24 protein-coding genes and 1 other annotated feature are annotated in these 26,860 nt (G+C 42.6%); of the genes, 22 read left to right on the top strand and 2 right to left on the bottom strand.

The genetic code is table 11. The annotated features are described in order from the left end of the window. Positions 1-109 precede the first annotated feature (109 nt). The 3 genes from lonB (at position 110) to yihA (ending at position 4,851) form a co-directional block, all read left to right on the top strand. Positions 110-1,771, top strand: a complete 1,662-nt coding sequence (gene lonB / locus MHH54_RS12700) for an ATP-dependent protease LonB (protein ID WP_342500306.1) — start codon at positions 110-112, stop codon at positions 1,769-1,771. A gap of 171 nt (positions 1,772-1,942) precedes the next feature. Then, the gene (lon, locus tag MHH54_RS12695; RefSeq protein ID WP_342500305.1) at positions 1,943-4,267 is read left to right on the top strand and encodes an endopeptidase La; all 2,325 of its coding nucleotides are present in this window, start codon (positions 1,943-1,945) and stop codon (positions 4,265-4,267) included. Then, a complete protein-coding gene (gene yihA, locus MHH54_RS12690) occupies positions 4,264-4,851 on the top strand; it encodes a ribosome biogenesis GTP-binding protein YihA/YsxC (protein WP_003216344.1) in 588 nt (195 codons plus the stop codon). Before lon ends, yihA begins: the two co-directional genes overlap by 4 nt. 43 nt (positions 4,852-4,894) lie before the next feature. Here yihA and MHH54_RS12685 read toward each other — a convergent pair whose 3' ends face one another. Beyond that, positions 4,895-5,380 carry a hypothetical protein gene (locus MHH54_RS12685; RefSeq protein ID WP_044139987.1) on the bottom strand — a complete coding sequence of 162 codons (486 nt, stop codon included), beginning with the start codon at positions 5,378-5,380 and terminating at the stop codon, positions 4,895-4,897. A gap of 242 nt (positions 5,381-5,622) precedes the next feature. Between MHH54_RS12685 and hemA the strand changes: the two genes are divergently transcribed. The 8 genes from hemA (at position 5,623) to ysxE (ending at position 14,524) form a co-directional block, all read left to right on the top strand. Further along, positions 5,623-6,990, top strand: coding sequence for a glutamyl-tRNA reductase (gene hemA, locus MHH54_RS12680; protein WP_003216303.1), 1,368 nt, complete (start codon positions 5,623-5,625; stop codon positions 6,988-6,990). Between the two features lie 7 nt (positions 6,991-6,997). Beyond that, the gene (locus MHH54_RS12675) at positions 6,998-7,828 is read left to right on the top strand and encodes a cytochrome c biogenesis protein (protein WP_003216469.1); all 831 of its coding nucleotides are present in this window, start codon (positions 6,998-7,000) and stop codon (positions 7,826-7,828) included. A gap of 41 nt (positions 7,829-7,869) precedes the next feature. Continuing rightward, positions 7,870-8,805, top strand: a complete 936-nt coding sequence (hemC, locus tag MHH54_RS12670) for a hydroxymethylbilane synthase (protein ID WP_003216588.1) — start codon at positions 7,870-7,872, stop codon at positions 8,803-8,805. Beyond that, complete coding sequence (locus MHH54_RS12665; protein WP_003216187.1) at positions 8,802-9,593, top strand: uroporphyrinogen-III synthase; 792 nt, start codon at positions 8,802-8,804, stop codon at positions 9,591-9,593. The genes hemC and MHH54_RS12665 overlap by 4 nt, the downstream gene beginning before the upstream one ends. Then, positions 9,590-10,561, top strand: coding sequence for a porphobilinogen synthase (hemB, locus tag MHH54_RS12660; protein WP_003216644.1), 972 nt, complete (start codon positions 9,590-9,592; stop codon positions 10,559-10,561). Before MHH54_RS12665 ends, hemB begins: the two co-directional genes overlap by 4 nt. Positions 10,562-10,588: 27 nt before the next feature. Next, positions 10,589-11,881 (top strand): glutamate-1-semialdehyde 2,1-aminomutase, encoded by a 1,293-nt coding sequence (hemL, locus tag MHH54_RS12655; protein ID WP_003216796.1) that lies wholly within the window; start codon positions 10,589-10,591, stop codon positions 11,879-11,881. Positions 11,882-12,204: 323 nt separating this feature from the next. Then, positions 12,205-13,455, top strand: coding sequence for a LysM peptidoglycan-binding domain-containing protein (locus tag MHH54_RS12650; RefSeq protein WP_003216314.1), 1,251 nt, complete (start codon positions 12,205-12,207; stop codon positions 13,453-13,455). A 37-nt stretch (positions 13,456-13,492) separates the two neighbouring features. Beyond that, positions 13,493-14,524, top strand: coding sequence for a spore coat protein YsxE (gene ysxE / locus MHH54_RS12645; protein ID WP_342500304.1), 1,032 nt, complete (start codon positions 13,493-13,495; stop codon positions 14,522-14,524). Between the two features lie 34 nt (positions 14,525-14,558). Here the strand turns inward: ysxE and MHH54_RS12640 are convergent, their stop codons facing one another. Continuing rightward, positions 14,559-14,747, bottom strand: a complete 189-nt coding sequence (locus MHH54_RS12640) for a hypothetical protein (RefSeq protein WP_003216497.1) — start codon at positions 14,745-14,747, stop codon at positions 14,559-14,561. Positions 14,748-14,915: 168 nt separating this feature from the next. Continuing rightward, positions 14,916-15,145, top strand: a binding site (T-box leader). Positions 15,146-15,203: 58 nt separating this feature from the next. On the opposite strand from MHH54_RS12640, the gene MHH54_RS12635 reads away from it, so the two are divergent. The 11 genes from MHH54_RS12635 (at position 15,204) to minD (ending at position 26,837) form a co-directional block, all read left to right on the top strand. Then, a complete protein-coding gene (locus tag MHH54_RS12635) occupies positions 15,204-17,846 on the top strand; it encodes a valine--tRNA ligase (protein WP_268491459.1) in 2,643 nt (880 codons plus the stop codon). Positions 17,847-17,911: 65 nt separating this feature from the next. Continuing rightward, positions 17,912-19,216, top strand: a complete 1,305-nt coding sequence (locus tag MHH54_RS12630) for a folylpolyglutamate synthase/dihydrofolate synthase family protein (protein ID WP_003216210.1) — start codon at positions 17,912-17,914, stop codon at positions 19,214-19,216. 147 nt (positions 19,217-19,363) lie between these two features. Continuing rightward, positions 19,364-20,083, top strand: coding sequence for a prepilin peptidase (locus MHH54_RS12625; RefSeq protein WP_342500303.1), 720 nt, complete (start codon positions 19,364-19,366; stop codon positions 20,081-20,083). A gap of 168 nt (positions 20,084-20,251) precedes the next feature. After that, complete coding sequence (locus tag MHH54_RS12620) at positions 20,252-21,271, top strand: SPOR domain-containing protein (protein WP_342500302.1); 1,020 nt, start codon at positions 20,252-20,254, stop codon at positions 21,269-21,271. A 177-nt stretch (positions 21,272-21,448) separates the two neighbouring features. Further along, positions 21,449-22,018, top strand: coding sequence for a Maf family protein (locus MHH54_RS12615; protein WP_342500301.1), 570 nt, complete (start codon positions 21,449-21,451; stop codon positions 22,016-22,018). 48 nt (positions 22,019-22,066) lie between these two features. Continuing rightward, complete coding sequence (gene radC, locus MHH54_RS12610; RefSeq protein WP_034620589.1) at positions 22,067-22,741, top strand: DNA repair protein RadC; 675 nt, start codon at positions 22,067-22,069, stop codon at positions 22,739-22,741. A 90-nt stretch (positions 22,742-22,831) separates the two neighbouring features. Further along, the gene (locus MHH54_RS12605) at positions 22,832-23,851 is read left to right on the top strand and encodes a rod shape-determining protein (RefSeq protein WP_003216532.1); all 1,020 of its coding nucleotides are present in this window, start codon (positions 22,832-22,834) and stop codon (positions 23,849-23,851) included. A 27-nt stretch (positions 23,852-23,878) separates the two neighbouring features. Further along, on the top strand, positions 23,879-24,778 hold the full coding sequence (gene mreC, locus MHH54_RS12600; protein WP_003216396.1) for a rod shape-determining protein MreC: 900 nt from the start codon (positions 23,879-23,881) through the stop codon (positions 24,776-24,778). After that, positions 24,775-25,293, top strand: a complete 519-nt coding sequence (gene mreD, locus MHH54_RS12595) for a rod shape-determining protein MreD (protein ID WP_003216271.1) — start codon at positions 24,775-24,777, stop codon at positions 25,291-25,293. Before mreC ends, mreD begins: the two co-directional genes overlap by 4 nt. Before the next feature lie 54 nt (positions 25,294-25,347). After that, on the top strand, positions 25,348-26,031 hold the full coding sequence (minC, locus tag MHH54_RS12590) for a septum site-determining protein MinC (protein WP_003216790.1): 684 nt from the start codon (positions 25,348-25,350) through the stop codon (positions 26,029-26,031). A 2-nt stretch (positions 26,032-26,033) separates the two neighbouring features. Further along, positions 26,034-26,837, top strand: a complete 804-nt coding sequence (gene minD / locus MHH54_RS12585; protein ID WP_003216504.1) for a septum site-determining protein MinD — start codon at positions 26,034-26,036, stop codon at positions 26,835-26,837. Positions 26,838-26,860 lie beyond the last annotated feature (23 nt).

Here is a 26,860-nt window from a genome sequence, read left to right as displayed (position 1 = left end):
ATTCAGGAGTTTTTTATTTATCGTGGAAGTTGTGTTTATTCCGTCCAGCTCTAGGAAATACTAGCAGACAGAAACCAATACATACGATAGATGAAGGAGGGAGCACCGATTGAGCTGGACAGGAATCGTTTTATTCATACAACTGTTCTTTGGTATCGTCATCGGGCTGTACTTTTGGAACTTACTGCGAAATCAGCGCACACAAAAGGTGACGATAGACAAAGAGTCAAAGAAAGAAATGGAGGCACTCAGAAAGATGCGGTCAATCAAGCTGAGTGAACCTTTATCAGAGAGAGTCCGGCCAAAGGGGTTTCAGGATATTGTAGGGCAGGAAGACGGCATTCGTGCACTAAAAGCGGCACTATGTGGGCCGAACCCACAGCATGTCATCGTCTACGGACCACCGGGAGTCGGTAAAACAGCCGCTGCCCGTCTTGTGATGGAAGAAGCGAAGCGTCACGCTGATTCTCCTTTTAAAAAAGATGCGGTCTTTGTAGAGCTCGATGCCACAACCGCGAGATTCGATGAACGAGGCATTGCAGATCCGCTTATTGGTTCCGTGCATGACCCAATTTACCAAGGGGCTGGAGCAATGGGACAGGCAGGCATTCCGCAGCCAAAACAAGGAGCCGTCACACATGCTCATGGCGGGGTTCTGTTTATCGATGAAATTGGCGAACTGCATCCGATCCAAATGAACAAAATGCTCAAAGTGCTGGAAGATCGGAAAGTCTTTTTAGACAGTGCCTACTACAGTGAAGAAAATACCCAAATCCCGAATCACATTCATGATATTTTCCAAAATGGACTTCCGGCCGATTTTCGATTGATAGGTGCCACGACAAGAACACCTGACGAAATTCCACCAGCGATCCGGTCAAGATGTCTCGAAATTTTCTTTAAAGACCTTGACCAGCATGAACTGAAAATCGTCGCTGCCAAGGCTGTCCAAAAAATTCAAAAGGTATTAAGTGATGAAGGGCTGAACCTGTTAACCTCCTATGTGAAAAATGGACGTGAAGCCGTCAACATGGTGCAGATTGCCGCTGGCATGGCGGTCACGGAAAATCGAAAAGACATCACGATCGAAGATGTAGAATGGGTTATTCATTCGAGCCAGCTGACACCAAGATATGAACAAAAAGTACCGGAAAAGCCAAAAGTGGGGGTAGTCAATGGACTGGCCGTTTATGGACCAAACAGCGGTGCCTTGCTTGAGATTGAAGTGAACATCTGTAAGGCGCTTGAGAAAGGCAGTATCAACATTACAGGCATTGCAGAAGAAGAAAGCATTGGCAATCAATCGAAATCCATTAGACGAAAAAGTATGGCCAAAGGGTCAGTTGAAAATGTATTAACGGTACTTCGAAATTTAGGCATTCGGACAAATGAATATGACATCCATATTAATTTTCCAGGCGGTGCCCCAATTGATGGACCGTCTGCTGGGATTGCCATGGCAACCGCAATCTTCTCAGCCATACATCAAATCCCGATTGATCATCTGACAGCCATGACGGGTGAAATCGGATTGCAAGGTCAGGTGAAGCCGATCGGTGGTGTGATACCGAAGATAAAGGCAGCGAAGCAGGCTGGTGCCACAACCGTCATTATTCCTTATGACAACCAGCAGTCGATCTTAAAAGAGATTGAAGGGGTCACCATTGTGCCTGTGAAGCACTTCCAAGAAGTGCTGGATCAGTGTTTGGTTAACCCGCCAGACGAGAAGAAAGATGGACTAGAAGAAGAAATGAAAAGAAAATCTGTTTAATCCCCATCACATATGGGGATTTTTTAGTGAAATAGATCTTTTTTTCTTTTTCAAGATAAAAAGAAAGGGTATACTACGGTAAGATCAACATTTCTCAAGTCTTTTACATTGTACAAGACTGAAACAGGTATATTATAATGATTCATACTAGTGACGGAGGTGTCAATCAACATGGCAGATGAAATCAAAAAGAATGTTCCGCTCCTTCCATTGCGAGGTTTGCTTGTTTATCCAACAATGGTCTTGCATTTGGACGTTGGACGCGAAAAGTCTGTTCAAGCATTAGAACAGGCGATGATGAACGATCATATGATTTTTCTAGCTACACAGCGGGAAATTTCAATAGATGAACCAGGTGAAGAGGAAATTTTCAAAGTCGGCACCTACACAAAAATTAAACAAATGCTGAAGCTGCCAAATGGAACGATTCGTGTACTCGTTGAAGGCCTAAATCGAGCGCAGATCGAATCATATGTCGAGCTGGAGGACTATACGTCCGTCGACATTAAAGAATTGACAGAAGAAGAATTAAAGGACGCAGAAGCAGAAGCCCTCATGCGTACATTGTTAGATCACTTTGATCAATACATAAAAATTTCAAAAAAAATCTCAGCTGAAACATATGCAACAGTGACGGACATTGAAGAACCGGGGAGAATGGCAGATATCGTTGCTTCTCACCTGCCGCTTAAATTAAAGGACAAACAAGAAGTACTGGAAACAGTAGATGTCAAAAAACGGCTGAACCGGGTCATCAGCTTAATTCACAATGAAAAAGAAGTGCTCGAGATTGAAAAGAAAATCGGGCAGCGCGTGAAACGTTCAATGGAACGAACGCAAAAAGAATATTATTTACGTGAACAAATGAAAGCCATTCAAAAGGAGCTTGGAGACAAAGAAGGGAAAACGGGCGAAGTCAGTTCTTTAATGTCTAAAATCGAAGAGTCGAGCATGCCGGATTCTGTTCGTGAAACGGCGCTAAAAGAATTGAATCGTTATGAAAAAATTCCTTCAAGCTCTGCTGAGAGCTCTGTGATTCGAAATTATATTGATTGGCTGATCGGCCTCCCGTGGGGCATCTATACAGAAGATCGTCTCGATTTAAAGCTTGCAAGTGAAATTTTAGATGATGAGCATCACGGGCTGGAAAAGGTCAAAGAACGGGTGCTTGAATATCTTGCTGTCCAGAAGCTGACCAATTCGTTAAAAGGACCGATTCTTTGCTTAGCAGGACCTCCTGGCGTAGGGAAAACGTCACTTGCCAAATCGATTGCCAAATCACTTGACCGAAAGTTTATCCGTATCTCCCTTGGCGGTGTGCGTGATGAGTCTGAGATTCGTGGACATAGAAGAACGTATGTAGGTGCGATGCCAGGCCGTATCATTCGCGGAATGAGCAAGGCAGGAACGATGAATCCGGTCTTCCTTTTAGATGAAATTGATAAAATGTCCTCTGATTTTAGAGGCGATCCATCTTCTGCGATGCTCGAAGTCTTAGATCCAGAGCAAAATCATAACTTCAGCGATCACTATATTGAAGAAACATTTGATTTATCTCAGGTGCTATTTATTGCCACTGCCAACAATTTAGCAACCATTCCAGGTCCACTTCGTGATAGAATGGAGATTATCACGATTGCAGGGTATACAGAGGTTGAAAAAGCAGAAATTGTGAAAGATCACCTTCTGCCGAAGCAGCTAAAGGAGCACGGATTAAAGAAAGGGAACTTGCAGCTCCGTGAAGCAGCGATTTATGATACGATTCGCTATTACACAAGAGAAGCTGGTGTTCGTGGATTAGAGCGTCAGCTTGCGGGGATATGCCGTAAAACGGCAAGAGCGATTGTGGCTGAAGACCGCAAACGCATCACGGTGACAGAAAAGAACTTATCTGAATTTCTCGGAAAAAGACTTTACCGTTATGGTCAGGCTGAAACGACAGACCAAGTGGGAGTTGTCACAGGACTTGCGTATACCACTGTTGGCGGAGACACCTTGTCAATTGAGGTATCACTTTCTCCGGGTAAAGGCAAGCTGTTGTTAACAGGTAAGCTTGGTGATGTCATGAGAGAATCTGCACAGGCGGCATTCAGTTATATTCGTTCGAAAGCAGATGAACTGAACATTGATCCTAATTTTAATGAAAAGCATGATATTCATATCCATGTTCCAGAGGGTGCGGTTCCAAAGGACGGGCCATCAGCTGGTATCACCATTGCGACGGCTCTTGTATCAGCCCTCACAGGACGACCTGTGTCAAAAGAGGTTGGTATGACAGGAGAGATTACGTTAAGAGGAAGAGTGCTTCCAATTGGCGGACTAAAAGAAAAAGCATTAGGCGCACATCGCGCAGGACTGAAAACCATTATTCTTCCAAAGGACAATGAGAAGGATATTGATGATATTCCTGAAAGTGTGAGAGAAGGACTAACCTTTATTCCAGTCTCGCATTTAGATGAGGTGCTTGAGAAAGCGTTGGTAGGAGAGGGAAGATGAAAGTAACAAAATCAGATATCGTCATCAGTGCGGTAAAACCAGAGCAGTACCCGAGCGGGGGACTGCCTGAAATCGCTCTTGCTGGACGATCAAATGTTGGGAAGTCCTCGTTCATCAACTCATTGATTAATCGTAAAAATTTAGCACGTACGTCTTCTAAACCAGGTAAGACTCAAACGCTTAATTTCTACATCATCAATGATATGCTCCATTTTGTGGACGTTCCAGGTTACGGCTTTGCTAAAGTATCAAAGACAGAGCGTGAAGCCTGGGGTAGAATGATCGAAACGTATATTACAATGCGTGAAGAATTAAAAGCAGTTGTCCAAATTGTGGACCTGCGTCATAAGCCATCAGTAGATGATGTGAACATGTATGAATTCCTGAAATATTACGGCGTTCCCGTGATCGTCATCGCAACAAAGGCGGACAAAATTCCAAAAGGCAAATGGGAAAAACATGCGAAAGTCGTCAAACAGACACTCGACATTGCCCCATCAGATGAACTAGTCCTATTCTCTTCTGAAACAAAAAAGGGAAAAGACGAAGCCTGGAATGCCATCCTTGCGAAGATTAATAACTAAAAAAAGGCATCTGTCATGAGCAGATGCCTTTTTATTGTATAAGTTATTTCCTTTTTAAAAATAATAAGAGGAGACTGACAGCAATCAGTACATAAGGCCAGTACAATTCAAAACCGGAAGTAGGGATCGAAAGGGAACTTAGCTGCTTTGTAATTTGCTGAAAGAAATAAAGGAACAGACCGAGTGCAATGAGAACAACACTTTCAATACGATATTCTTTTTTCTGAGATGATTTCACAAAAAGAGCAAGTCCAACGATGAATACGATCATCGTAAATGTGTCTGGCCAGTAGTCCAATTTTGGCTGAAGAATAAAGTGTAGCGAAAGGCCCGTCATCAGCATACCGATAAACACATGAGCGCTTTCTTGCTCCTTCTTTCCTTGATATAAGAAAGCAAGGCCAAAAAGCAGTACGAGTGTATACCATTTCTCTTGATCCTTCCAAATGTCAAATTGACCTCCTGAGAGAATGGCATATAGCGCTACAGCCAGCAAAGTGAGCGGTAGCAAAATGGATTTCTTCTTCAAAGATGTCACCTTCTTTTAAGCAGATCATTTGTCCGCACGCGCCAAATCTGGTAAATTGCTTGAAGTGATGATATGGCATAATGGGTGTCGAACATTTTTCTACTATATCACAACATTTTTGAAATCTGTTCACAATTTTCATCCAGTTAAAAATGAATATATGTTATAATCACTATAAATAATAAATTCTATATTGTAATTATTATAAATTAGACAGGGCGTTGGGGGTGCAAGCTGAAGTTATGCATATTCTTGTTGTGGGTTTAGATTATAAAACAGCCCCTGTTGAGATACGGGAACAGCTGAGCTTTGAACCGAGCGAGCTCGGAACAGCGATGTCCAAGCTTAAAGAAGAAAAAAGCATTCTAGAGAATATCGTCATCTCAACATGTAATCGAACAGAGATCTACGCAGTGGTAGATCAGCTTCATACTGGACGGTTTTATATAAAAAGATTTTTAGCTGATTGGTTCGGTTTAGAAAAGGAAGATGTCTCGCCGTATTTGAAGTTCTATGAAAATGATGGAGCGGTCGAGCATTTATTCCGTGTGGCCTGTGGACTTGATTCCATGGTGATTGGCGAAACACAAATACTTGGTCAAGTGCGCTCTAGCTTTAAAGTAGCTCAAGAGGAGAAGACCATTGGTACCGTTTTCAATTATTTATTCAAACAGGCGGTCACCGTTGCAAAACGCTCTCATGCGGAAACAGACATTGCGTCTAATGCCGTGTCTGTCAGCTATGCAGCTGTCGAGCTTGCGAAAAAAATCTTTGGACGTCTTTCTGATAAACATGTCCTGATTCTTGGTGCGGGTAAAATGGGCGAACTAGCGGCTCAAAACCTTCAAGGTCAAGGGATTGGTCAAGTAACGGTTATCAATCGAACGTATGAGAAAGCAAAAGAATTGGCGGGCCGTTTTTCAGGAGAGCCTAAAAGCTTAAACCAATTGGAAAAAACATTATCCGAAGCGGACATTTTAATTAGTTCCACTGGTGCGAAACAATTTGTCATTACAAAAGAAATGGTCGAAAGTGCGAATAAAAAGCGGAAGGGCAGACCTCTATTTATGGTGGATATTGCTGTCCCTCGTGATTTAGATCCAGCCATTTCTGAAGTAGAAGGTGCTTTTTTGTATGACATTGATGATCTTGAGGGCATCGTGGCAGCTAATTTAAAAGAACGCCGTGCGGTGGCTGAGCAGGTTGAGCTCCTCATTGAAGCAGAAATTGTGGAATTTAAGCAATGGCTGAATACGCTTGGTGTGGTTCCTGTCATTTCTGCACTTAGAGAAAAGGCGCTGACGATTCAAGCGGATACGATGCAGAGTATTGAGCGAAAGCTTCCGAATCTCACACACCGTGAAATGAAGCTATTAAATAAACATACGAAAAGCATTATCAATCAAATGCTGAAAGATCCTATCTTAAAGGCAAAAGAAATTGCCGCGGAGCCGAATGCAGAAGAAAAACTTTTACTGTTCAAAGAAATCTTTGATTTACAGGTTGAAGATGAAGAGCAAAAGGTGGAGCCGATGCAGGTGGAGCAAGGGTCATTTCAGCTGTTTAAACCAAATATGGCACAAGGCTTTGCTACAGTTGCCAGTGAGTGATTAAGCGATGATGGAATCCATTGTAGCGAGACTAGGCGAAGCGACGACCTTGATCTATGCACTAAGTGTCTTGTTCTATTTCATAGATTTTCTTCAACACAACCGGAAGGCTGGAAAAATGGCTTTCTGGTTGCTTTCTATTGTCTGGCTGCTGCAAACAGTCTACATGTTCTATATTATGATGGAAACAGACCGATTCCCTGTGTTGAATGTAGCAGAGGGGTTATATTTTTATACGTGGGTGCTTGTGACACTTTCACTTGTTCTCACAAAAATATTGCGTGTTGAATTTATCGTCTTTTTTACAAATGTCATCGGTTTTTCCTTGATGGCGATTCACACCTTTACACCATCTGATCTCCACTCAGCAGAACTAACGGGGAAGCTGACGAGTGAATTGCTTGTGATTCATATTACGATGGCGATTTTATCATACGGTGCCTTTTCACTTTCATTTGCTTTCTCTCTACTCTATCTCTTTCAATATCGTTTGCTGAAAAAGAAAAAATGGGGAAAATGGCTTCTGAGAATTGAAGATTTATCGAAGCTTGATCATATGGCATACGTATTAAACATTATTGGCGTGCCGATGCTCTTACTTAGTTTGATTCTTGGCATCATTTGGGCATATATTTCGTATGATACGTTGTACTGGACAGATACAAAGGTGCTTGGTTCGTTTATTATGCTGTTTTTATATGGTGTTTACTTATATATCAGATTGGTGAAAAATATGCAGGGCAAAGTCGTGGCACTGTGGAATGTCGGTTCATTCTTTGTGCTGATGATCAATTATTTTCTGCTTGGTAGCTTATCAACCTTTCATTGGTTTCAATAAATAATGATGAGTCTTAAGGGCATTGTCGGGAGGAAGACGAATTGCGTACAATTAAAGTAGGTTCTAGAAGAAGTAAGCTTGCAATTACACAAACAAAATGGGTCATTCAAAAGCTGTCTGAACTAAACCCTTCTTATTCTTTTGAAATAAAAGAGATTGTGACAAAGGGTGATCAAATTTTAGATGTGACCTTATCAAAGGTTGGCGGAAAAGGACTGTTTGTCAAAGAAATTGAACAGGCGATGCTGAATCACGACATCGATATGGCAGTTCACAGTATGAAGGATATGCCGGCTGCTCTTCCTGAAGGATTAGTCATTGGCTGTATTCCTGAGCGTGAAGATGTAAGGGACGCTCTGATTTCGAAGGATCATCTGCGTCTTCATGAGCTGCCGAAGGGTGCTATTGTGGGAACGAGCAGCTTACGGCGCAGTGCCCAGCTTCTTCAGGAAAGACCAGATCTGAACATTAAATGGATTAGAGGAAACATTGATACACGATTGGAAAAGCTGAAAAATGAAGAATATGATGCCATTATTCTAGCGGCTGCCGGTCTGTCCAGAATGGGATGGAGCAAAGAGGTCGTGTCTGAATTTTTATCTCCTGAGACTTGCCTGCCCGCAGTTGGTCAAGGCGCTTTGTCAATTGAGTGCCGCGGAGATGATGAAGAGCTATTGCAGCTTCTCGCTCAATTTACGAATGAATACACAAAGAAAACGGTTCTCGCTGAACGAGCCTTCCTCAAACAAATGGATGGCAGCTGTCAGGTGCCGATCGCTGGCTATGCAACGATAAATGAGCGCGATGAAATTGAACTGACGGGTCTTGTGGCATCTGCTGACGGACACACGATTATTCGAGAAACTGTATCAGGCTCTGACCCTGAGGCAATTGGAACAGCATGTGCGAAGCAGATGGCTGATAAGGGAGCAAAGGATTTAATCGACAAGGTGAAAAAGGATCTGTCCTCCCAATGACCATAGGCCAATCGCTTCACGGACAGACGGTGCTTGTCACTCGAAATGAACGTCAAGCGGGTGTGTTTCAGCAGAAGATTGAAGAGCTGAACGGCCATGCTGTTTTAACCTCTCTTATTCGGTTTGAGCCTACGCTCACAAATGAAAAAGCGCAGGCCTTTTTAAAGGACTTAGAAAATAGCCAATGGCTTGTTTTCACGAGTGTAAATGGGGCGTCTTTTTTTCTGAGCTACATAGAAGACCATCATTTACATAAGAGTTTATCCCATTTGAAAGTGGCTGCGGTAGGTGAGAAAACCTCTGCCTATCTTGAGCAGCACGGCTTGAAGGTGGATGTCGTACCAGAACGATTCATAGCGGAAGAGCTCGCAGATGCGCTGCTTGACCATGTGCGTCCGGGAGAGCGTGTGTTTGTAGCAAAAGGACACCTGTCTCGAGATGTCGTGAAGAAAACGCTTGTTCCACTTGGCATAGAAGTAAAGGAATGGATTTTATATGAAACGGTCAAGGATGAGGAAGGAATTGCCGCTCTCAAAACGGCAATGACGAAGCAATCATTTGATTTTATTACATTTACGAGCTCATCCACTGTCCATTCATTTATGCATGCCATGGAGGCAGATGCAGCGAAGCTAGCTGCTTCTGACACCTGTTTTGTGACGATCGGTCCTCTGACAAAAGAGGCGCTGCTTCAATACGGGATTTCTTCTGAAACCCCAGATACTTATACGATAGACGGAATGCTTGAATTGATGTGCCGTTTATCTGAAAGGAAGTTGAACCAATGATGAAATTTAACAGACACCGCAGACTGCGGACAAGTGCAGGAATGAGAGAATTAGTCAGAGAAACCTTTTTAAGACCATCTGATTTCATTTATCCGATCTTTTTTGTAGAGGGAGAAAATGTCCGAAAAGAAGTCTCTTCAATGCCGGGTGTTTATCACATTTCAGTGGACCTTGTAAAAGAAGAAGTCCAAGAGCTTGTCGACCTAGGCATCAAATCAATTATTGTATTTGGTGTTCCAGATCATAAAGACCATGTGGGCAGTGAAGCGTATCACGACCATGGCATTGTGCAAAGAGCGACGCTTGAGATCAAAAAGCATTTCCCAGAGCTCGTGGTCATTGCAGACACTTGCTTATGCCAATATACAGATCACGGACACTGCGGAATCGTTGAAGATGGAGAAGTTTTAAATGATGAATCTCTTCAGCTATTAGCGAAAACTGCTGTTAGCCAAGCGCGCGCAGGTGCAGATATCATTGCTCCTTCCAATATGATGGATGGATTTGTTATTGCCATTCGTGAGGCGCTTGATGAAGCTGGCTTTATTCATGTACCTGTCATGTCATATGCTGTGAAATATGCAAGTGCGTTTTACGGTCCGTTTCGTGACGCGGCGCATAGCACACCGCAGTTTGGAGATCGTAAAACATACCAAATGGACCCTGCAAACCGTTTAGAGGCACTAAGAGAAGCGCAATCTGACGTAGAAGAGGGAGCTGACTTCCTCATTGTGAAACCATCTCTTTCTTATTTAGACATTATGCGTGATGTGAAAAATGAATTTACACTCCCTATTGTTGCTTACAATGTGAGCGGAGAATATGCAATGGTCAAAGCCGCTGCTCAAAATGGGTGGATTTCTGAAAAAGAGCTTGTTCTTGAAATGCTGACAAGCATGAAACGTGCAGGAGCAGAACTCATCATTACGTATCATGCAAAAGATGCAGCAAAATGGCTCTCAGAATAAAGAACGGATAGACAGGAGGACGTTGAAATGGGACGTAGCTATGAAAAATCAAAGCAAGCATTTGAAGAAGCGCAGCATTTAATGCCTGGTGGTGTCAACAGCCCTGTACGTGCATTTAAATCAGTGAACACAGATCCGATTTTTATGGAACGAGGCAAAGGCGCCAAAATCTATGATATTGATGGAAATGAATACATCGATTATGTCTTATCATGGGGACCGCTTATTTTAGGGCATACGAATGACCGTGTGGTTGAAAGCATTCAGCGAGTGGCAGAAAAGGGGACAAGCTTTGGTGCTTCGACATTAGTTGAAAATGAATTAGCTAAGCTTGTATCAGAGCGGGTTCCTTCTATCGAAGTCATTCGTATGGTCAGCTCTGGTACAGAGGCAACCATGAGTGCACTTCGTCTGGCTCGAGGCTTTACAGGCAGAAATAAAATTGTGAAATTTGAAGGCTGCTATCATGGCCACGGTGATTCTTTGCTCATTAAAGCAGGTTCAGGTGTCGCAACGCTAGGGCTTCCAGATAGCCCAGGGGTACCTGAAGGAACTGCAAGCAACACGATCACAGTGCCGTACAATGATTTAGAAAGCATTCAAGTTGCCTTTCAGGAATTTGGAGACGATATTGCAGGTGTCATTGTCGAGCCGGTTGCAGGAAATATGGGGGTTGTCCCTCCGCAAGACGGTTTTTTACAAGGGCTGAGAGACATCACAGAGCAATACGGAGCTTTACTCATTTTTGATGAGGTCATGACCGGCTTCCGTGTGGATTATCACTGCGCGCAAGGCTACTTTGGCATCACACCTGATCTGACGTGTCTTGGTAAAGTGATCGGAGGCGGTCTTCCGGTCGGCGCTTATGGCGGAAGAGCGGATATTATGAGACAAATTGCGCCAAGCGGTCCAATTTATCAAGCAGGAACGTTATCTGGTAACCCACTTGCGATGACAGCAGGCTTAGAAACCTTAAAACAGCTGACACCTGAGTCTTATGAAGAGTTTAGACGAAAAGGAGACCGGCTGGAAGAAGGCATTTCAAATGCGGCGAAAGCACATGGAATTCCATTAACGTTTAACCGTGCGGGTTCGATGATTGGATTCTTCTTTACAAATGAAGAAGTGGTCAATTATGACAAAGCCAAAACAGCTGATCTCGCTTTATTTGCTGAATTTTACAAGGAAATGGCCGACCACGGCATCTTCCTTCCCCCTTCTCAATTCGAAGGACTATTCCTGTCAACAGCTCACACAGATGAAGACATCGAATATACGATTGAGACAGTGGAAAAAGTATTTCAAAAACTACGTCGATAAACGAAAGCCGATATGGAAACATATCGGCTTTTGATCATGACACAAGGCTTGCTTTCAGCCTTGTGTTCTTCCTTTCAGCGTGAATTGAAAACCTTTGAAGTCTAGGAAGGTCGAGCACAGGAGCGGAGCGAATTGATATTCGTGAGCACCTGCGCGCAGGACTGACAACGAATGCGAGGGTTTGTCTACACGCTGCGCCGATATGGAGACATATCGGTTTTTTTGTGTTGCTGAAAACCAATCATATTTTCACTGCCTCTCACATACATCTGTATTGACATCTAATTTTATTTTGAAGGATTAGATGAAAGGAGGACACCGACTTGTCTCAAAACAATCGATTACAGTTTTCAGTAGAAGAATCCATCTATTTCAAAAGCGGACAGGAAGTCAGTGAGCTGCTGTCTATTTCTCTCGATCCTGACATTCTCGTTCAAGAAGTGAATGATTATGTTTCGATTAGAGGTTCACTCGAGCTAACAGGAGAATACAACATAAATCAAGAGGAGCTATTGGGTGAATTGAGTTCCTATGCATCATACAGAGAAGCTGATGAGGTGAAGGTCAGAGAAGACGGGACGGCGGAGCTTCTGCATCAATTCCCAGTCGATATCACGATTCCTAAAAACAAAATCAGTCATTTAAATGATGTGTTTGTGTTTATTGATGCGTTTGATTACCAGCTGACAGAAAATCGTTTGCTCACCATTCAAGCTGATCTGGCGATTGAGGGTCTATTAGACGAGGAAATGCCTCAAGTGCCTGTAGAGGAGCCATATGAATTTGTTCATCGTTCTGAAGAAGAATATGGCGACGTGACCTACGATTATCAGCTGCAGCCAGAAGATGAAGAGCAAGAAGAGCTACAAGACTATGAACGTGAGATTGATGAGGATCAGGCTGTATTACAGCATGACACGCGCGCCGAAGAAGAAAAGCAGGAAGAAGAAATTGAGATAGAGCTGGTGAGTAGGGAAGAAGAAACCGAAGAACTGGAAGAATCGGAGAGCCAAGAAGAAGTGGCGCTTGGTTATCGCTCCTTACCAGAAGCTCAGGTGCAAGAACCGCCATTTTTTGAACCGCCTAAGCTCTTAGAAGAAGAGAAAAGGGAGGATACATTCTTTGAGGTGGAAGTGAGAAAAGATCCCGAAGCAGCTGAAGAGCTGGAAGAAACGGTTCAGCCGTATCCGGTATTTGAATCACCGGCTTATCACGTGGAAGAGGAGCAAGAGGCGCAGGATGACACGTACCAGCTCGGACGGTTATATGAACGAGAAGCGCCAAAAGTATATGAGTCAGCTCAAGAAGAAGAGGAGTTTGAAGAAGATGTGAGAGAAACGTCTGGCAGTGAAAACTCTCTTTATTTAACAAAGCTGTTTGCTAAGCAGGAGGAGGAAGATTTTTCTCGCATGAAAATATGTATAGTTCAGCAAGAAGATACGGTCGATCGTATTTGTGAGCGATATCAGTTGAATGTGCAGCAGCTTCTTCGCACAAACTCATTATCAGTGGATGCGGAGCTTGAAGAAGGGCAGATTCTTTATATTCCTGAATATCAAAAAAGCAATGCCTAACAAGAGATGACCGATCGAGAAAATGTGGTGAGTGAACGTGGATGAGATCCAATCTGTCCTATACGAATACGGGCTTGAGGCGGAATACGTTGAACCTGTCAGTCCTGCTGTCGTCAAAGTATATACAAAGCAGGGCGTATTTGCCTTAAAGCGAGTAAAAGCCAGTCGACATATGCAGTTTACAGAGCAAATGCTTGAACTAGAATCAAAGGGCTATCGCTCTTTTGTGCCGATTTATCGGACGAAGAGCGGTTCTTTTTTCTCAAGTCATCGTGAAAGCCAGTACGCATATTATCTCATGCCTTGGCTGACGAATGAAAAGAGAGAAGAGCAGGACGATAAACATGAATATTTATTTCAAGAGATTGCAAGACTTCATAAGCGGACTGAAGTGATGATGGATATCACAGAGCAAGAGATCGAAGCGCACTACACACAAATCAAGACCAAATGGGAAACAGAGAAAGACATGTATGAACGATTCATAGAGCGGGCAGAGCAAACTTGGTATATGTCGCCATTTGAACTGGCTGCTGCGATGTATTTTTCAGAGGCGATGTCTGCCAGCGAATTTGCCCTCGAACGACTAGAAGACTGGCATGAAGAAATGAAAGATAAAGAAACAACACGTGTTGTGTTAAATCATGGGCAGTTGTCGATTCATCACTTTTTGTATAATGATGTGGGTACAGGACATTTCACCAATTTTGAGCGGTCTAAAAAAACCGCCCCCATTTATGACCTTCTGACCTTTTACTATCGGACATTCAAAACCTATCCCACGTCTTGTCCTGAATGCACTTCCTTGTTTTATACGTACCAAAAAGGAAATCCTCTTCGGGAGGAAGAGCTTCATTTGTTTCTTAGTTACCTTGCTTATCCGCAAGGTCTGTTTGATACAGTTAAAACCTATGAAGCAGGCGGGCAGGATGAGATGGAAAGCTGTCAACAGCTGTTAAGAGCGTATTGGCAGATGAAAAATTCAGAGCCGACCGTCATGAAGATTCACGAGATTGAGCAGGCTAGACGGCTTGAAGAAGAACAAAGTGCCTCGTCATCAGCGGAATGACGAGGTTATTTTGTGTGTACATAAGCGCGAGTGTTTAAAACCAATCAAGGTGAAAGGCGCAGGCGAGAAAAATGAGAATACCTAGGATGAGGACGTCAAATGTTGTGGGGAAAATGATCGTACGAAACCCTTGAAATATCGCAATCGGGAGAACGACTTGGGAGGCCACTGCCCGAATTTGTCTCAGCCAGGGGGGAAGTGTGTAAGGATTGATCTTTTTCAAAGCAAACGCCCTCCTTCTTCATTTTGTTATTATCATATGGGCAAAGAGGAAAAGGGTGCTTGCCCAATTTGTATAAAGAAGAAGAAAAGCGGAAAAGATGATTGACGAAAACAAAAGGCATTTAGTAATATAAATAAAAGATGAGTATGTGCTGATGAACGTGATATATCGTAAGCGTGGATCAGGAAGAGTACAAGCAAGACCCTAAAGAGAGGGAGACCATGAGCTGAAAGGTTTCCTAGGATGCACTTGTTTGGAAGGTCGCCTGTGAGCTTAATTTCTTGAATGAACAAGTAGAGAAATTCGGGAGAACCCCGTTATCCTTTAGAGTGTATGGGACACGTCTATGTGTTCCATGAAAAAAGGTGGTACCGCGAAAAAGCTTTTTCGTCCTTTTATAAGGATGAAAAGGCTTTTTTATGTTTCATCAGCCGAAAAAATGTGGAGGTTACATAAATGGAAACAAATAATCAAGAAATGCCAACAAAGTACGACCCAAATGCGATTGAAAAAGACCGCTATACGTACTGGCTTGAAGGAAAATTCTTTGAAGCACAAAATGACAAAACGAAAGATCCATATACAGTCGTCATTCCTCCACCAAACGTGACAGGAAAACTGCACCTTGGGCATGCGTGGGATTCTACACTTCAAGACATCGTGACACGTATGAAGCGGATGCAGGGCTATGACGTTCTATGGCTTCCAGGAATGGATCATGCCGGTATTGCGACCCAAGCAAAGGTTGAGGCAAAGCTTCGCGAAGAAGGCGTAAGCCGTTATGACCTTGGCCGGGAGAAATTTGTGGAAGAAACGTGGAAATGGAAAGAAGAATATGCGGACTTTATTCGCAGTCAGTGGGCGAAAATGGGACTTGGTCTTGATTACTCACGTGAACGTTTTACATTAGATGAAGGTCTGAATAAAGCGGTACGCCAAGTGTTTGTTCAATTGTATGAAAAAGGGCTGATCTATCGCGGAGAGTACATCATTAACTGGGATCCAGCGACGAAAACGGCACTTTCTGATATTGAAGTCATTTATAAAGATGTTCAAGGCGCGTTTTATCACTTAAGATACCCACTTTCAGATGGCACGGGTTCAATTGAAATTGCGACGACAAGACCTGAAACAATGCTCGGAGATACAGCCGTTGCCGTGCATCCTGATGACGAACGTTATCAGCATTTAATTGGAAAAACAGTGGTCTTGCCAATTACAGGACGCGAGATTCCAATCGTTGCTGATGACTATGTCGATATAGAGTTTGGCTCAGGAGCTGTGAAAATTACACCTGCTCATGACCCGAATGACTTTGAGCTTGGAAACCGCCATGACCTAGAGCGTATTCTTGTCATGAATGAAGATGGCACAATGAATGCAAATGCACTGCAATACAAAGGAATGGACCGCTTTGAATGCCGTAAACAGCTTGTAAAAGACTTGCAAGAAGAGGGTATTTTGTTCAAAATTGAGGACCATATGCATTCAGTTGGTCATAGTGAGCGAAGCGGAGCTGTCGTTGAACCTTATTTATCTACTCAATGGTTTGTAAAAATGCAGCCACTGGCAGACGAAGCCATTAACCTTCAAAATGGGGACGACCAAGTTCAATTTGTTCCCGACCGCTTTGAAAAGACGTATTTACACTGGATGGAAAATATCCGTGACTGGTGTATTTCTCGTCAGCTATGGTGGGGACACCGCATTCCAGCTTGGTATCATAAAGAAACGAAAGAAGTATACGTTGGACTGGAAGCACCAGAAGATATAGAAAACTGGGAACAGGATAACGATGTGCTTGATACATGGTTTAGTTCAGCGCTTTGGCCTTTCTCGACAATGGGCTGGCCGGATGCAGATAGTGAAGACTTCAAGCGCTACTATCCAACAAACCTGCTTGTTACAGGCTATGACATCATTTTCTTCTGGGTCTCTCGCATGATCTTCCAAGGTCTTGAATTCACAGGAGAAAAACCGTTTAAAGACGTTCTGATTCATGGGCTGATCCGTGACGAGCAAGGACGTAAAATGAGTAAGTCGCTAGGTAACGGAATTGATCCAATGGAGGTCATCGACAAGTACGGTGCAGATTCATTAAGATATTTCTTAGCAACTGGAAGCTCACCAGGTCAGGATCTTCGCTTTAGCTTTGAAAAGGTTGAATCCACTTGGAACTTTGCGAACAAAATTTGGAACGCATCACGTTTTGCTTTAATGAACATGGATGGCTTAACGTATGATGAGCTTGATTTAACAGGAGAAAAATCAGTTGCTGACCAATGGATTTTAACTCGCTTAAATGAAACGATTGAAAGTGTCACACAGCTAGCTGACAAGTATGAATTTGGTGAAGTGGGCAGACATTTATACAACTTCATTTGGGATGATTTCTGTGATTGGTATATTGAGATGGCGAAGCTTCCGCTTTATGGAGAAGATGAAGCAGCGAAGAAAACGACTCGTTCGATCCTTGCGTACGTATTAGATCAGACGATGAGACTTCTTCATCCGTTCATGCCATTCTTAACAGAAGAAATCTGGCAGCATCTTCCGCACGAAGGTGAATCGATTACTGTAGCGGCTTGGCCTGAGGTGAAGCCGGAGCTTTCAAACGAACAAGCGTCTGCTGATATGAAGCTGCTTGTGGAACTCATCCGTTCTGTTCGTAACATCCGCAGTGAAGTGAATACGCCAATGAGCAAACAGGTGGAGCTTTACATTAAAGCTTCTACATCTGATGTGCAGGAACGCTTAGAGAAAAACCGTTTATATATCGAGCGTTTTACGAACCCAAGTGTACTTGAAATTGGCACAGATGTCCCAGCTAGTGATAAAGCGATGACGGCTGTTATTTCTGGAGCAGAGCTCATTCTGCCGCTTGAAGGCTTAATCAACTTAGATGAGGAAATCGCTCGTCTGCAAAAAGAGCTTGATAAGTTGACAAAAGAAGTAGAGCGCGTCCAGAAAAAGCTTGGCAACGAAGGCTTTATGAAAAAAGCGCCTGAAAGTGTCGTAGAAGAAGAGCGTGCGAAAGAACGTGACTATGTCGCAAAACGCGAAGCTGTTCAAAAGCGTATTGAAGAGCTGAAAGCATAAGGTTGAAAAGACGGCTCCTAACAAAATGGAGTCGTCTTTTTTGAAAATTTCGGATGAAATGAGAGATGACATTGTTTACAACCTATCATGAAGCCATTGAGTGGATTCACAGTAGACTGGCCTTTGGTGTAAAACCGGGTCTTGAAAGAATGAAGTGGCTGATGAACAAACTAAGCCATCCGGAACAACGCATAAAAGTGGTACATGTTGCAGGTACAAATGGAAAAGGTTCAACGATTGCGTTTACTCGTTCCGTTTTACAGGCAGCAGGCTATTCAGTCGGCACCTTCACCTCCCCGTTTATTTTAACGTTCAATGAACGAATCAGCGTGAACGGAGCACCTATACAGGATGAAGAATGGCTGAGTTTGGTGAATAAAATCAAGCCTTTTGTTGATGAGTTAGATCAAACAGAGCTTGGCGCAGCAACAGAGTTTGAAATCATTACCGCATGTGCATTTGCTTATTTTGCCGATGTGCAGCAAGTAGACTTTGTCCTATTAGAGACAGGGCTTGGCGGAAGACTTGATTCAACAAATGTTGCCGTACCTATCTTAACAGCGATTACATCGATTGGTCATGATCATATGGCGATTCTAGGTGATACACTTGAACAAATTGCATCTGAAAAAGCGGGCATTATCAAAGAGGGTATTCCGATGATCACCGCAGTTCATCAACCGGAAGCACTTGCGGTCATTCAAAATATCGCAAAAGAGAAGAAGACGGAATGCATTTCATTACAGGATACTTGTACCTTCAGTCATCAGCAGCCAACAGAAACAGGAGAACGATTTACGTTAAGCACATCAAAAAGGCAGTATCCGCAGCTTGAAACAGGGTTAATCGGAACGCATCAACAGCAAAATGCTTCCCTTGCTGTTCTTCTCATTGAATGGATGGAGCAAGAAGGCTATATTAGCGTGACAGAAGAGCAGGTATATGAAGGTATTCGGCATGCAGTTTGGGCTGGAAGATTTGAAAAAGTCAAAGACCATCCACCAGTTTATTTAGACGGCGCTCATAATGAAGAAGGAATCGACCGTTTAATTGAAACGGTACAAGCTCATTTTTCTAGTAAACAAGTGCATGTCTGTTTTAGTGCTTTAAAAGATAAGCCGTACAAGCAAATGATTCAAAAACTTGAAGCCATTAGTTCCTCTATCCATTTTGTTTCATTTGATTTTCCAAGAGCTGAATCAGCGGAAAAGCTTTATGCATGCAGTCAGTTAGAGGCAACATCGTATGATGATGACCCTCGTACAGTGCTTGAGTTCATTCAGAAAAAAAGTGATGATCCTTCAGCGGTGATCCTTGTGACAGGCTCTCTTTATTTTATTTCAGATTTACGAAATCGTATGATTGGATAACGAAAAGACGCAAATGGCTTTGATGCCTCCTGCGTCTTTTTCTTTTTATATGTAGAAGAGGGGAAAAATCATATTTTCACTAGATGCTTTGGTGGATAGGGTCATGGTAAAATCCGGTCTATCTTATTACCGGAAGGAGCACCACATATGATTGAGATTTTTCTGTTTCTTGCAGGCATCACGATGGGATCGTTCTTACATCTCACTGGCGAAAGGCTGCCAGTGAAGCGGTCTATTCTCTTCCCTCGCTCTCACTGCACAGCCTGTAAACAGCCGCTATCCCTGCATGAGATGATCCCGCTCGTTTCTTATGCTGTATGGAAGGGGTCTTGTAAACATTGCGGCATTCGGCTGTCTTGGCTCTATCCAACGATTGAAATGCTGTCAGGCGGTCTTTTTTTGTTCATTTATAGGATCGCTGGTGTTTCGTTTGAAAGTCTTTTCCTTGTGATTCTTTGTAGTTTATTCGTGATTGCTGTCGTGAGTGATCTTCTCTATATGAGGGTGCCGAACGAGCTGTTTCTCTTCTTTTTCCCTCTTTTCGTCATATACCGCACGTTGGAACCGCTTCTTATCTGGTGGGAAGGGGCGGCTTCTCTGATTTTTTGCATTCTTTTGTTTTCTAGTTTAGATTATTTTAAGCCGAATAGTCTGGGCGGAGCTGATATGAAGTTGTTCAGTGTGCTTGCGTTTTGCTTTGGCTTCAAGCCGTTCCTTCTCATGCTTTTTCTCTCATGTATCGCTGGAATGGTTTATGCAAAGGTCTTTTCCTTTCGAGTAAACGAGCCATTCCCTTTTGTTCCTTCGATCACTATTTCTTTTTTGCTGTATCTCTGTGGTGCTCCTGTCTTGTTTCTATTTGGATAGTCGAAGGGGTGAAAAAATTGGCGAACACTTTTTTGCCCTGCCGACAAAAGTCTTGTTCTTTTTTTTTACTGCTATGGTAAAGTGTGAAACAGAAAGAAGGACGGGTTAAATTCGCGCTGATTCATTGGACAGAAAGGTCTTTCTTACAAACATGTCAGAAAGCGGGGAATGACAGTGAAAAAGAGGCAGGCAAAAAAACAAGGGCTAAAGGTCAATATTAATGGCAAGGAAGAAATGGTGCATGAAGATGATCATCAGCCGCCAAAACAGCAAGAGGATCAAGTGACGTTTTCGAATTGGGAGGAAAAGAGACATTCTGAACAGGAGACAGCGGCTTCTCAGGAAGATTCGTCTAAACCGAAAGAAGAAGATTTCCAGTGGGATGATGCTGCTGATCATATTTATCATTCTGATCCAAAAGTCGTCACACCTTATCAAAAGAAAAAAAGCTCCTTTGATCAGAAGTTCGGTAAAAATCGCGGTCCCTTCAAGAGAGTGATGACAACGATTGTGTTTGCGGTCGTTCTTGGGACAGGCCTTGGGGTGTTTGCGCTTAGTTTAAGTCAAGATGGTACATCAAATCCTTCAGGTGGAGATATCAGTGTCTCGGCATCTGGTTCTGGAAATCAATCATCGATGAAAGCTGGTGGGGATGCGCCGAATGCAGGTACTACAGATGAATCAAAAGAGAACAAAGATGAAAAAAGTGCCTCTGGCAGTTTATCAACCTTTGTTGTACAGGCTGGGAAATTCTCTTCTGAAAAAGGAGCAGATGACTTAGTTGGCAGTTTAAAAGATGCAGGATATGCTGGGAAAAAGGTTTCCATGGATGATGGATATTATGTCATTGCCGGGCTTGCGACAGAGCAGGGGATGACAAGCGCTGTAGGGAAGAAATTGATTGATCAGCACTTTGAGGCGTGGGGAGGAAAGGAGCTCTCATTTCAAGTGCCGAATGAGCTGACTAGTTTAATAGAAAAGGCATCTGTATTATCATCCAAAGTGATTGCAGGCGATGAAGTGGATCAAAAGGAAGTCACGCAGCTAATTTCTGAGCTTGAAAGTGCCAAAACAGAGGATGCACCGGCTAAAAGCAGTTTGCTAAAAGCTGTGCAGCTCTTAAATGACCCAACTGCTGAAAATGGATGGAAATCTCAGCAGGCATTGCTTGATCAATTAAATACGTAAAATCATTTTTTAAGAAACGAAACTAGTCAAAAAATGACTAGTTTTTTTCTTTTGCATCCAACATAATGATGAAGGTACATGAAAAATGAATTTTCGTAAATTGTCGGTAAGATGTACATTTGCTAGGATGAATGGGTATCTTACTTCTTAGGCTAAACCCTGAAAGGATGAACAAACATGAACCAATTGATTCTCGCATCGCAATCACCTAGAAGAAAAGAATTGCTTGATCTAGCAGGGTTTTCTTATGACATTCAAGCAAGTCATTTAAAAGAAGAAATTAATCGAAACCTTTCCCCTGCTGAGAACGTCCAATGGTTGGCAGAACAAAAAGCAAATGATATTCAAAGATTAAATCCCAAAGCTGTGGTCATTGGTGCAGATACAATTGTTGCAATTGACGGCAAATGTCTTGGGAAACCAAAAGATAAGAAAGAAGCGGCTTTTATGCTTCAATTATTATCAGGAAAGACACATCAAGTCTTGACGGGTGTCACGGTTCAGTCAGAGAATAGAAAAGAAACATTTTATGAACAGACAGAAGTGACATTTTGGACGCTGACTCAAAATGAAATAGACCGCTATATCGATATGGGCGAACCCCTTGATAAAGCGGGAAGCTATGGCATTCAAGGGAAAGGCGCACTGTTTGTTCAAAAAATAGATGGTGATTATTTTTCCGTTGTCGGTCTACCTATTGCGAAAACAGTCAGAGTGCTTGAAACCTTTGGAATCACCCCTTTTTGAAGACAGGAAGGAATTCTAAAAGGAGTGGTCATCCTGAACGATTTCCCTATGCTGCTAAAGCATCTCCCTCATGATGAAAAACCGAGAGAACGATTTATCAAATACGGGCCCAGCAGTTTGTCAAATCATGAACTTGTTGCGATCCTTCTAAGAACAGGCACGAAAAAAGAATCAGTTCTCCAAATTTCTGCAAGACTTCTGCAAACATTTGGCGGTCTTCGCTCTGTAAAAGAAGCCTCAATTGAAGAAATGTCGAAGATTAGAGGAGTTGGAAAGGCGAAGGCGATTTCTCTTTTAGCTGCTTTAGAACTCGGCACTAGATTACACCATCAAACGACGGATAACCGCTATGTGATCCGCACACCAGAAGACGGAGCGAACTTTGTGATGGAAGATATGAGATTTTTGACACAGGAAAATTTCGTTTGTCTTTATCTCAATACAAAAAATCAAGTTCTTCATAAACATACCGTGTTTATTGGAAGCCTGAATTCATCGATCGTTCACCCGCGTGAAATTTTCAAAGAAGCCTTTAAACGATCGGCCGCTTCATTTATATGTGTGCACAACCATCCATCTGGAGATCCGACGCCCAGCAGGGAAGATATTGAAGTTACACAGCGACTTTTTGAATGTGGAAAGCTGATTGGAATACAGCTGCTTGATCATCTGGTCATAGGTGATCAAAAATTTGTGAGTTTGAAGGAAAAAGGGTATTTGTAACACTTTTTTTTTCAATGTTTTACGATATAATAGAGTTTATGAGTTTTTCCCTAAAGGGAATTTTGGTTTAAGAAAGGAAGATACATACATATGTTTGGAATTGGTACAAAAGACCTTGGAATAGATCTTGGAACAGCGAACACGCTTGTTTTTATTAAAGGAAAAGGCATTGTTGTAAGAGAACCTTCGGTCGTAGCTTTGGAAACTGATACGAAGTCTATAGTGGCGGTTGGAAATGACGCGAGAAACATGATTGGCCGTACACCTGGTAATATTGTGGCACTTCGCCCAATGAAAGACGGAGTCATTGCAGATTACGAGACGACAGCAACAATGATGAAATATTACATTAATCAAGCATTAAAAGGCAAAGGGCTTTTTGCTCGTAAACCTTACGTGATGGTATGTGTACCATCTGGTATTACAGCTGTAGAAGAGCGTGCAGTTATTGATGCAACAAGACAAGCTGGTGCACGTGACGCATACCCGATTGAAGAGCCATTTGCTGCGGCGATCGGTGCTAACCTGCCTGTATGGGAGCCAACAGGAAGTATGGTTGTTGACATTGGCGGCGGTACAACAGAGGTAGCCATTATTTCTCTTGGCGGTATTGTGACATCACAATCAATCCGCGTGGCAGGAGATGAAATGGATGATGCGATCAGCAGCTACATCCGTAAAACGTATAACCTGATGATCGGTGATCGTACGTCAGAAGCTATTAAAATGGAAATTGGTTCTGCGCAGCCTGATGTACATGATGAAATGGATATTCGGGGCCGTGACCTTTTAACTGGTCTGCCAAAAACAATCTCGATTACAGCAGATGAGATTGCAAAAGCGCTTCGTGATACAGTGGAAACAATTGTTGATGCGGTGAAAATGACACTTGAAAAAACTCCGCCTGAGCTGGCAGCAGATATTATGGACCGTGGAATCGTCTTAACTGGCGGCGGTGCATTGCTTCGTAATCTTGACAAAGTCATTAGTGATGAAACGAAGATGCCAGTCATTATTGCTGAAGATCCGCTTGACTGTGTGGCGATCGGAACAGGAAAAGCACTAGAGCATATTCATTTGTTCAAAGGAAAATCAAAAGATAATCGATAATCGGGCGTAAATAAAGAGGTGTAAGACATGCCGCAGTTTTTTATGAATAAAAGATTAATGTTGCTCCTTGTCTGTGTCATCGTACTGGTGGCCATGATTGGTTTTTCAGTGAAAAGCGGCAGAGGTGCTTCGTGGCCGGAAAAATTAGTGGGGGATACGACAGGCTTTTTTCAAGGTGTCTTTCATAAACCATCACAATTTATTGCCGGTATTTATGGGAACGTACAAGATTTAAAGAACACATACGATGAAAACGAACGTCTTCGAAAAAAACTTGATGGACAAACCCAATATGAGGCGAAACTTCAAGAACTAGAAGATGAGAACAAAAAGCTTCGCAAGCAGCTCGGTTATGTGAACTCTATTCGTGATTATACGCCAATTCTATCAACGGTTATCGCTAGAAACCCGTCCCTTTGGGATAGCTTTGTCATGATTGATAAAGGGAAAAAACAAGGCGTTGACAAAGATATGGCGGTCACAAATGAGAGTGGTGCGTTAATTGGGAAAATTGAAAGTGATAAGCTCAACAATTTTACTTCGACTGTAAGGTTGCTAAGCTCTACTGACCAAAATAATAGAATTTCAACGAAAATTTTTGCGAAAAAGGGCAAAGAAGAACTCAACGGAATTATTAACGGCTATGACAGTAAGAAAAAAATGCTGACAATGAATATTCTGAAATCTGATGCAGATGGAGATGTCAAAAAAGGAGATCTTGTTGAAACATCTGGAGCAGGGGGCGTATTCCCTCAAGGCTTGACGATTGGTAAGGTGAGTGAAATCGAGCCAGATCATTACGGCCTGACAAAAATCATTTATGTAGAACCAGCGGCTGAACTCAACAATTTAGACCGCGTGATTGTGGTGAATCGCAGCTCAAGTACGGCAGATGCATCTGAATTGACGAAGGAGGAAGGATCGTGAGACGTTTCCTTCTTGCTTTCGTCATGTTGTTTATCTTCGTATTTGACAGTATTTTTGTCGATCTAGTGAAGCTCCCATTTGTTTCAGACAATCAAATTTTAGCTCCTCATTTCATCTTACTCGCACTTGTATTTATGACGGCTTTTGTGAATCAAAAATATGGTGTGATTTTCGGTTTTATCTTTGGACTTTTATATGATATTTCGTATACAGGCATACTTGGTGTTCATATGTTTGGCTTTGGAGCGCTCTGCTATTTGCTAGCGAAAGCCTTTAAAGTTTTGCAAACAAATATGTTAGTGGTCGTCTTTCTGTCGATTATTGCTGTTTCCGTGATGGAGTTTTATGTATACGGCGTTCAAGCGACAATTCAACCAGGTATTATGCCGTTTAATACGTATGTCATCGAACGCTTTATTCCAACGATTCTTTTAAATACTGCTGCGTCTCTCATACTTGTTGTGCCGCTTAGGCTCTTTTTCATCAATATGAAACAAGGACTGATCGACGAATAAAAGCAGGAGTTTGTCCAAATACGGCGAAATGAGTATGTTGTTGAGGTGAGCATCTTGAAAACTCAAAAACAGCAATATGTGACAATAAAAGGTACAAAAAACGGATTAACATTACAGTTAAATGATGACTGTTCGTTTGATGACCTTCTTTCTGGCTTGCGAGAGGTTCTTTTACTTGAGCAATATACAGATGGAAGGGAAGGTCATAAGGTTAATGTGCATATTAAGCTTGGTTTTCGGTATTTAACAGAGGATCAGGAAATGCGTTTGACTGAAGCAGTCTCTGAAAATGAACATCTCGTCATTCACTCTATTGAAAGTGACGTCATGTCAACTGAAGAGGCGAGACGATTAAAAGCAGAGGCCGAAATTACCTCTGTAGCCAAAATTGTGCGCTCTGGACAGGTACTGTATGTTGAAGGAGATCTCTTATTAGTAGGAGATGTCAATCCTGGCGGAACGATTCGTGCAGGGGGAAATATTTTTGTGCTCGGCGCTTTAAAAGGCGTGGCACATGCTGGATGTAATGGGAATAAACAAGCTGTCATTGCGGCATCTCGTATGATTCCAACACAGCTTCGCATCGCACAAGTGTTTAACCGTGCACCAGATCAAAAAGAAGATGGAAATGAAATGGAATGTGCTTATTTAGATATAGATGGCAACATGATCATTGAACGCCTGCAGCAATTGGCTCATATAAGACCTAATCTGACAAGGCTTGAGGGAGGAATGTGAAATTGGGCGAGGCTATTGTGATTACCTCAGGAAAAGGCGGCGTTGGCAAAACAACAACATCTGCAAACTTAGGCACAGCACTAGCAATTCAAGGGAAAAAGGTGTGTCTAGTTGATACCGATATTGGCCTTCGGAATTTAGATGTCGTGATGGGGCTTGAGAACCGCATTATTTATGATCTAGTCGATGTAGTAGAAGGAAGATGTAAAATTCACCAAGCGCTTGTAAAAGATAAGCGTTTCGAGGATCTTTTGTATCTTTTACCCGCTGCTCAAACAAGCGATAAAACGGCTGTAGAACCAGAGCAGATCAAAGAATTAATTCAATCATTGAAACAAGACTTTGATTATGTCGTCATTGATTGCCCTGCTGGAATTGAGCAAGGCTTTAAAAATGCTGTATCTGGTGCAGATAAGGCAATTGTCGTGACGACGCCTGAGATCTCAGCTGTAAGAGATGCCGACCGTATCATCGGCTTGTTAGAACAAGAAGATATCGAACCACCTCGTTTGATTGTCAACCGTATTCGTACACACATGGCGAAAAGTGGCGATTCAATGGATGTGGATGAAGTTGTCCATCACTTATCGATTGATCTTCTTGGCATTGTCGCTGATGATGATGACGTGATTAAGGCTTCAAACAATGGTGAACCGATTGTCATGGATGCTAAAAATAAAGTCTCGATTGCGTATCGTAATATCGCCCGCCGCGTACTAGGCGAATCTGTTCCACTTCAATCATTTGAAGATGAAAACAAAGGAATGTTTGCGAAGCTGAAAGCATTTTTTGGTGTAAGAGCTTAATAAGCATTCAGGTAAAATGAGAC

Source organism: Bacillus sp. FSL K6-4563 (genome assembly GCF_038630405.1).
GTDB lineage: Bacteria > Bacillota > Bacilli > Bacillales > Bacillaceae > Bacillus > Bacillus pumilus.
The sequence above is the reverse complement of the archived record's forward strand: the minus strand, read 5'-3'. Positions and strand labels throughout refer to the sequence as shown.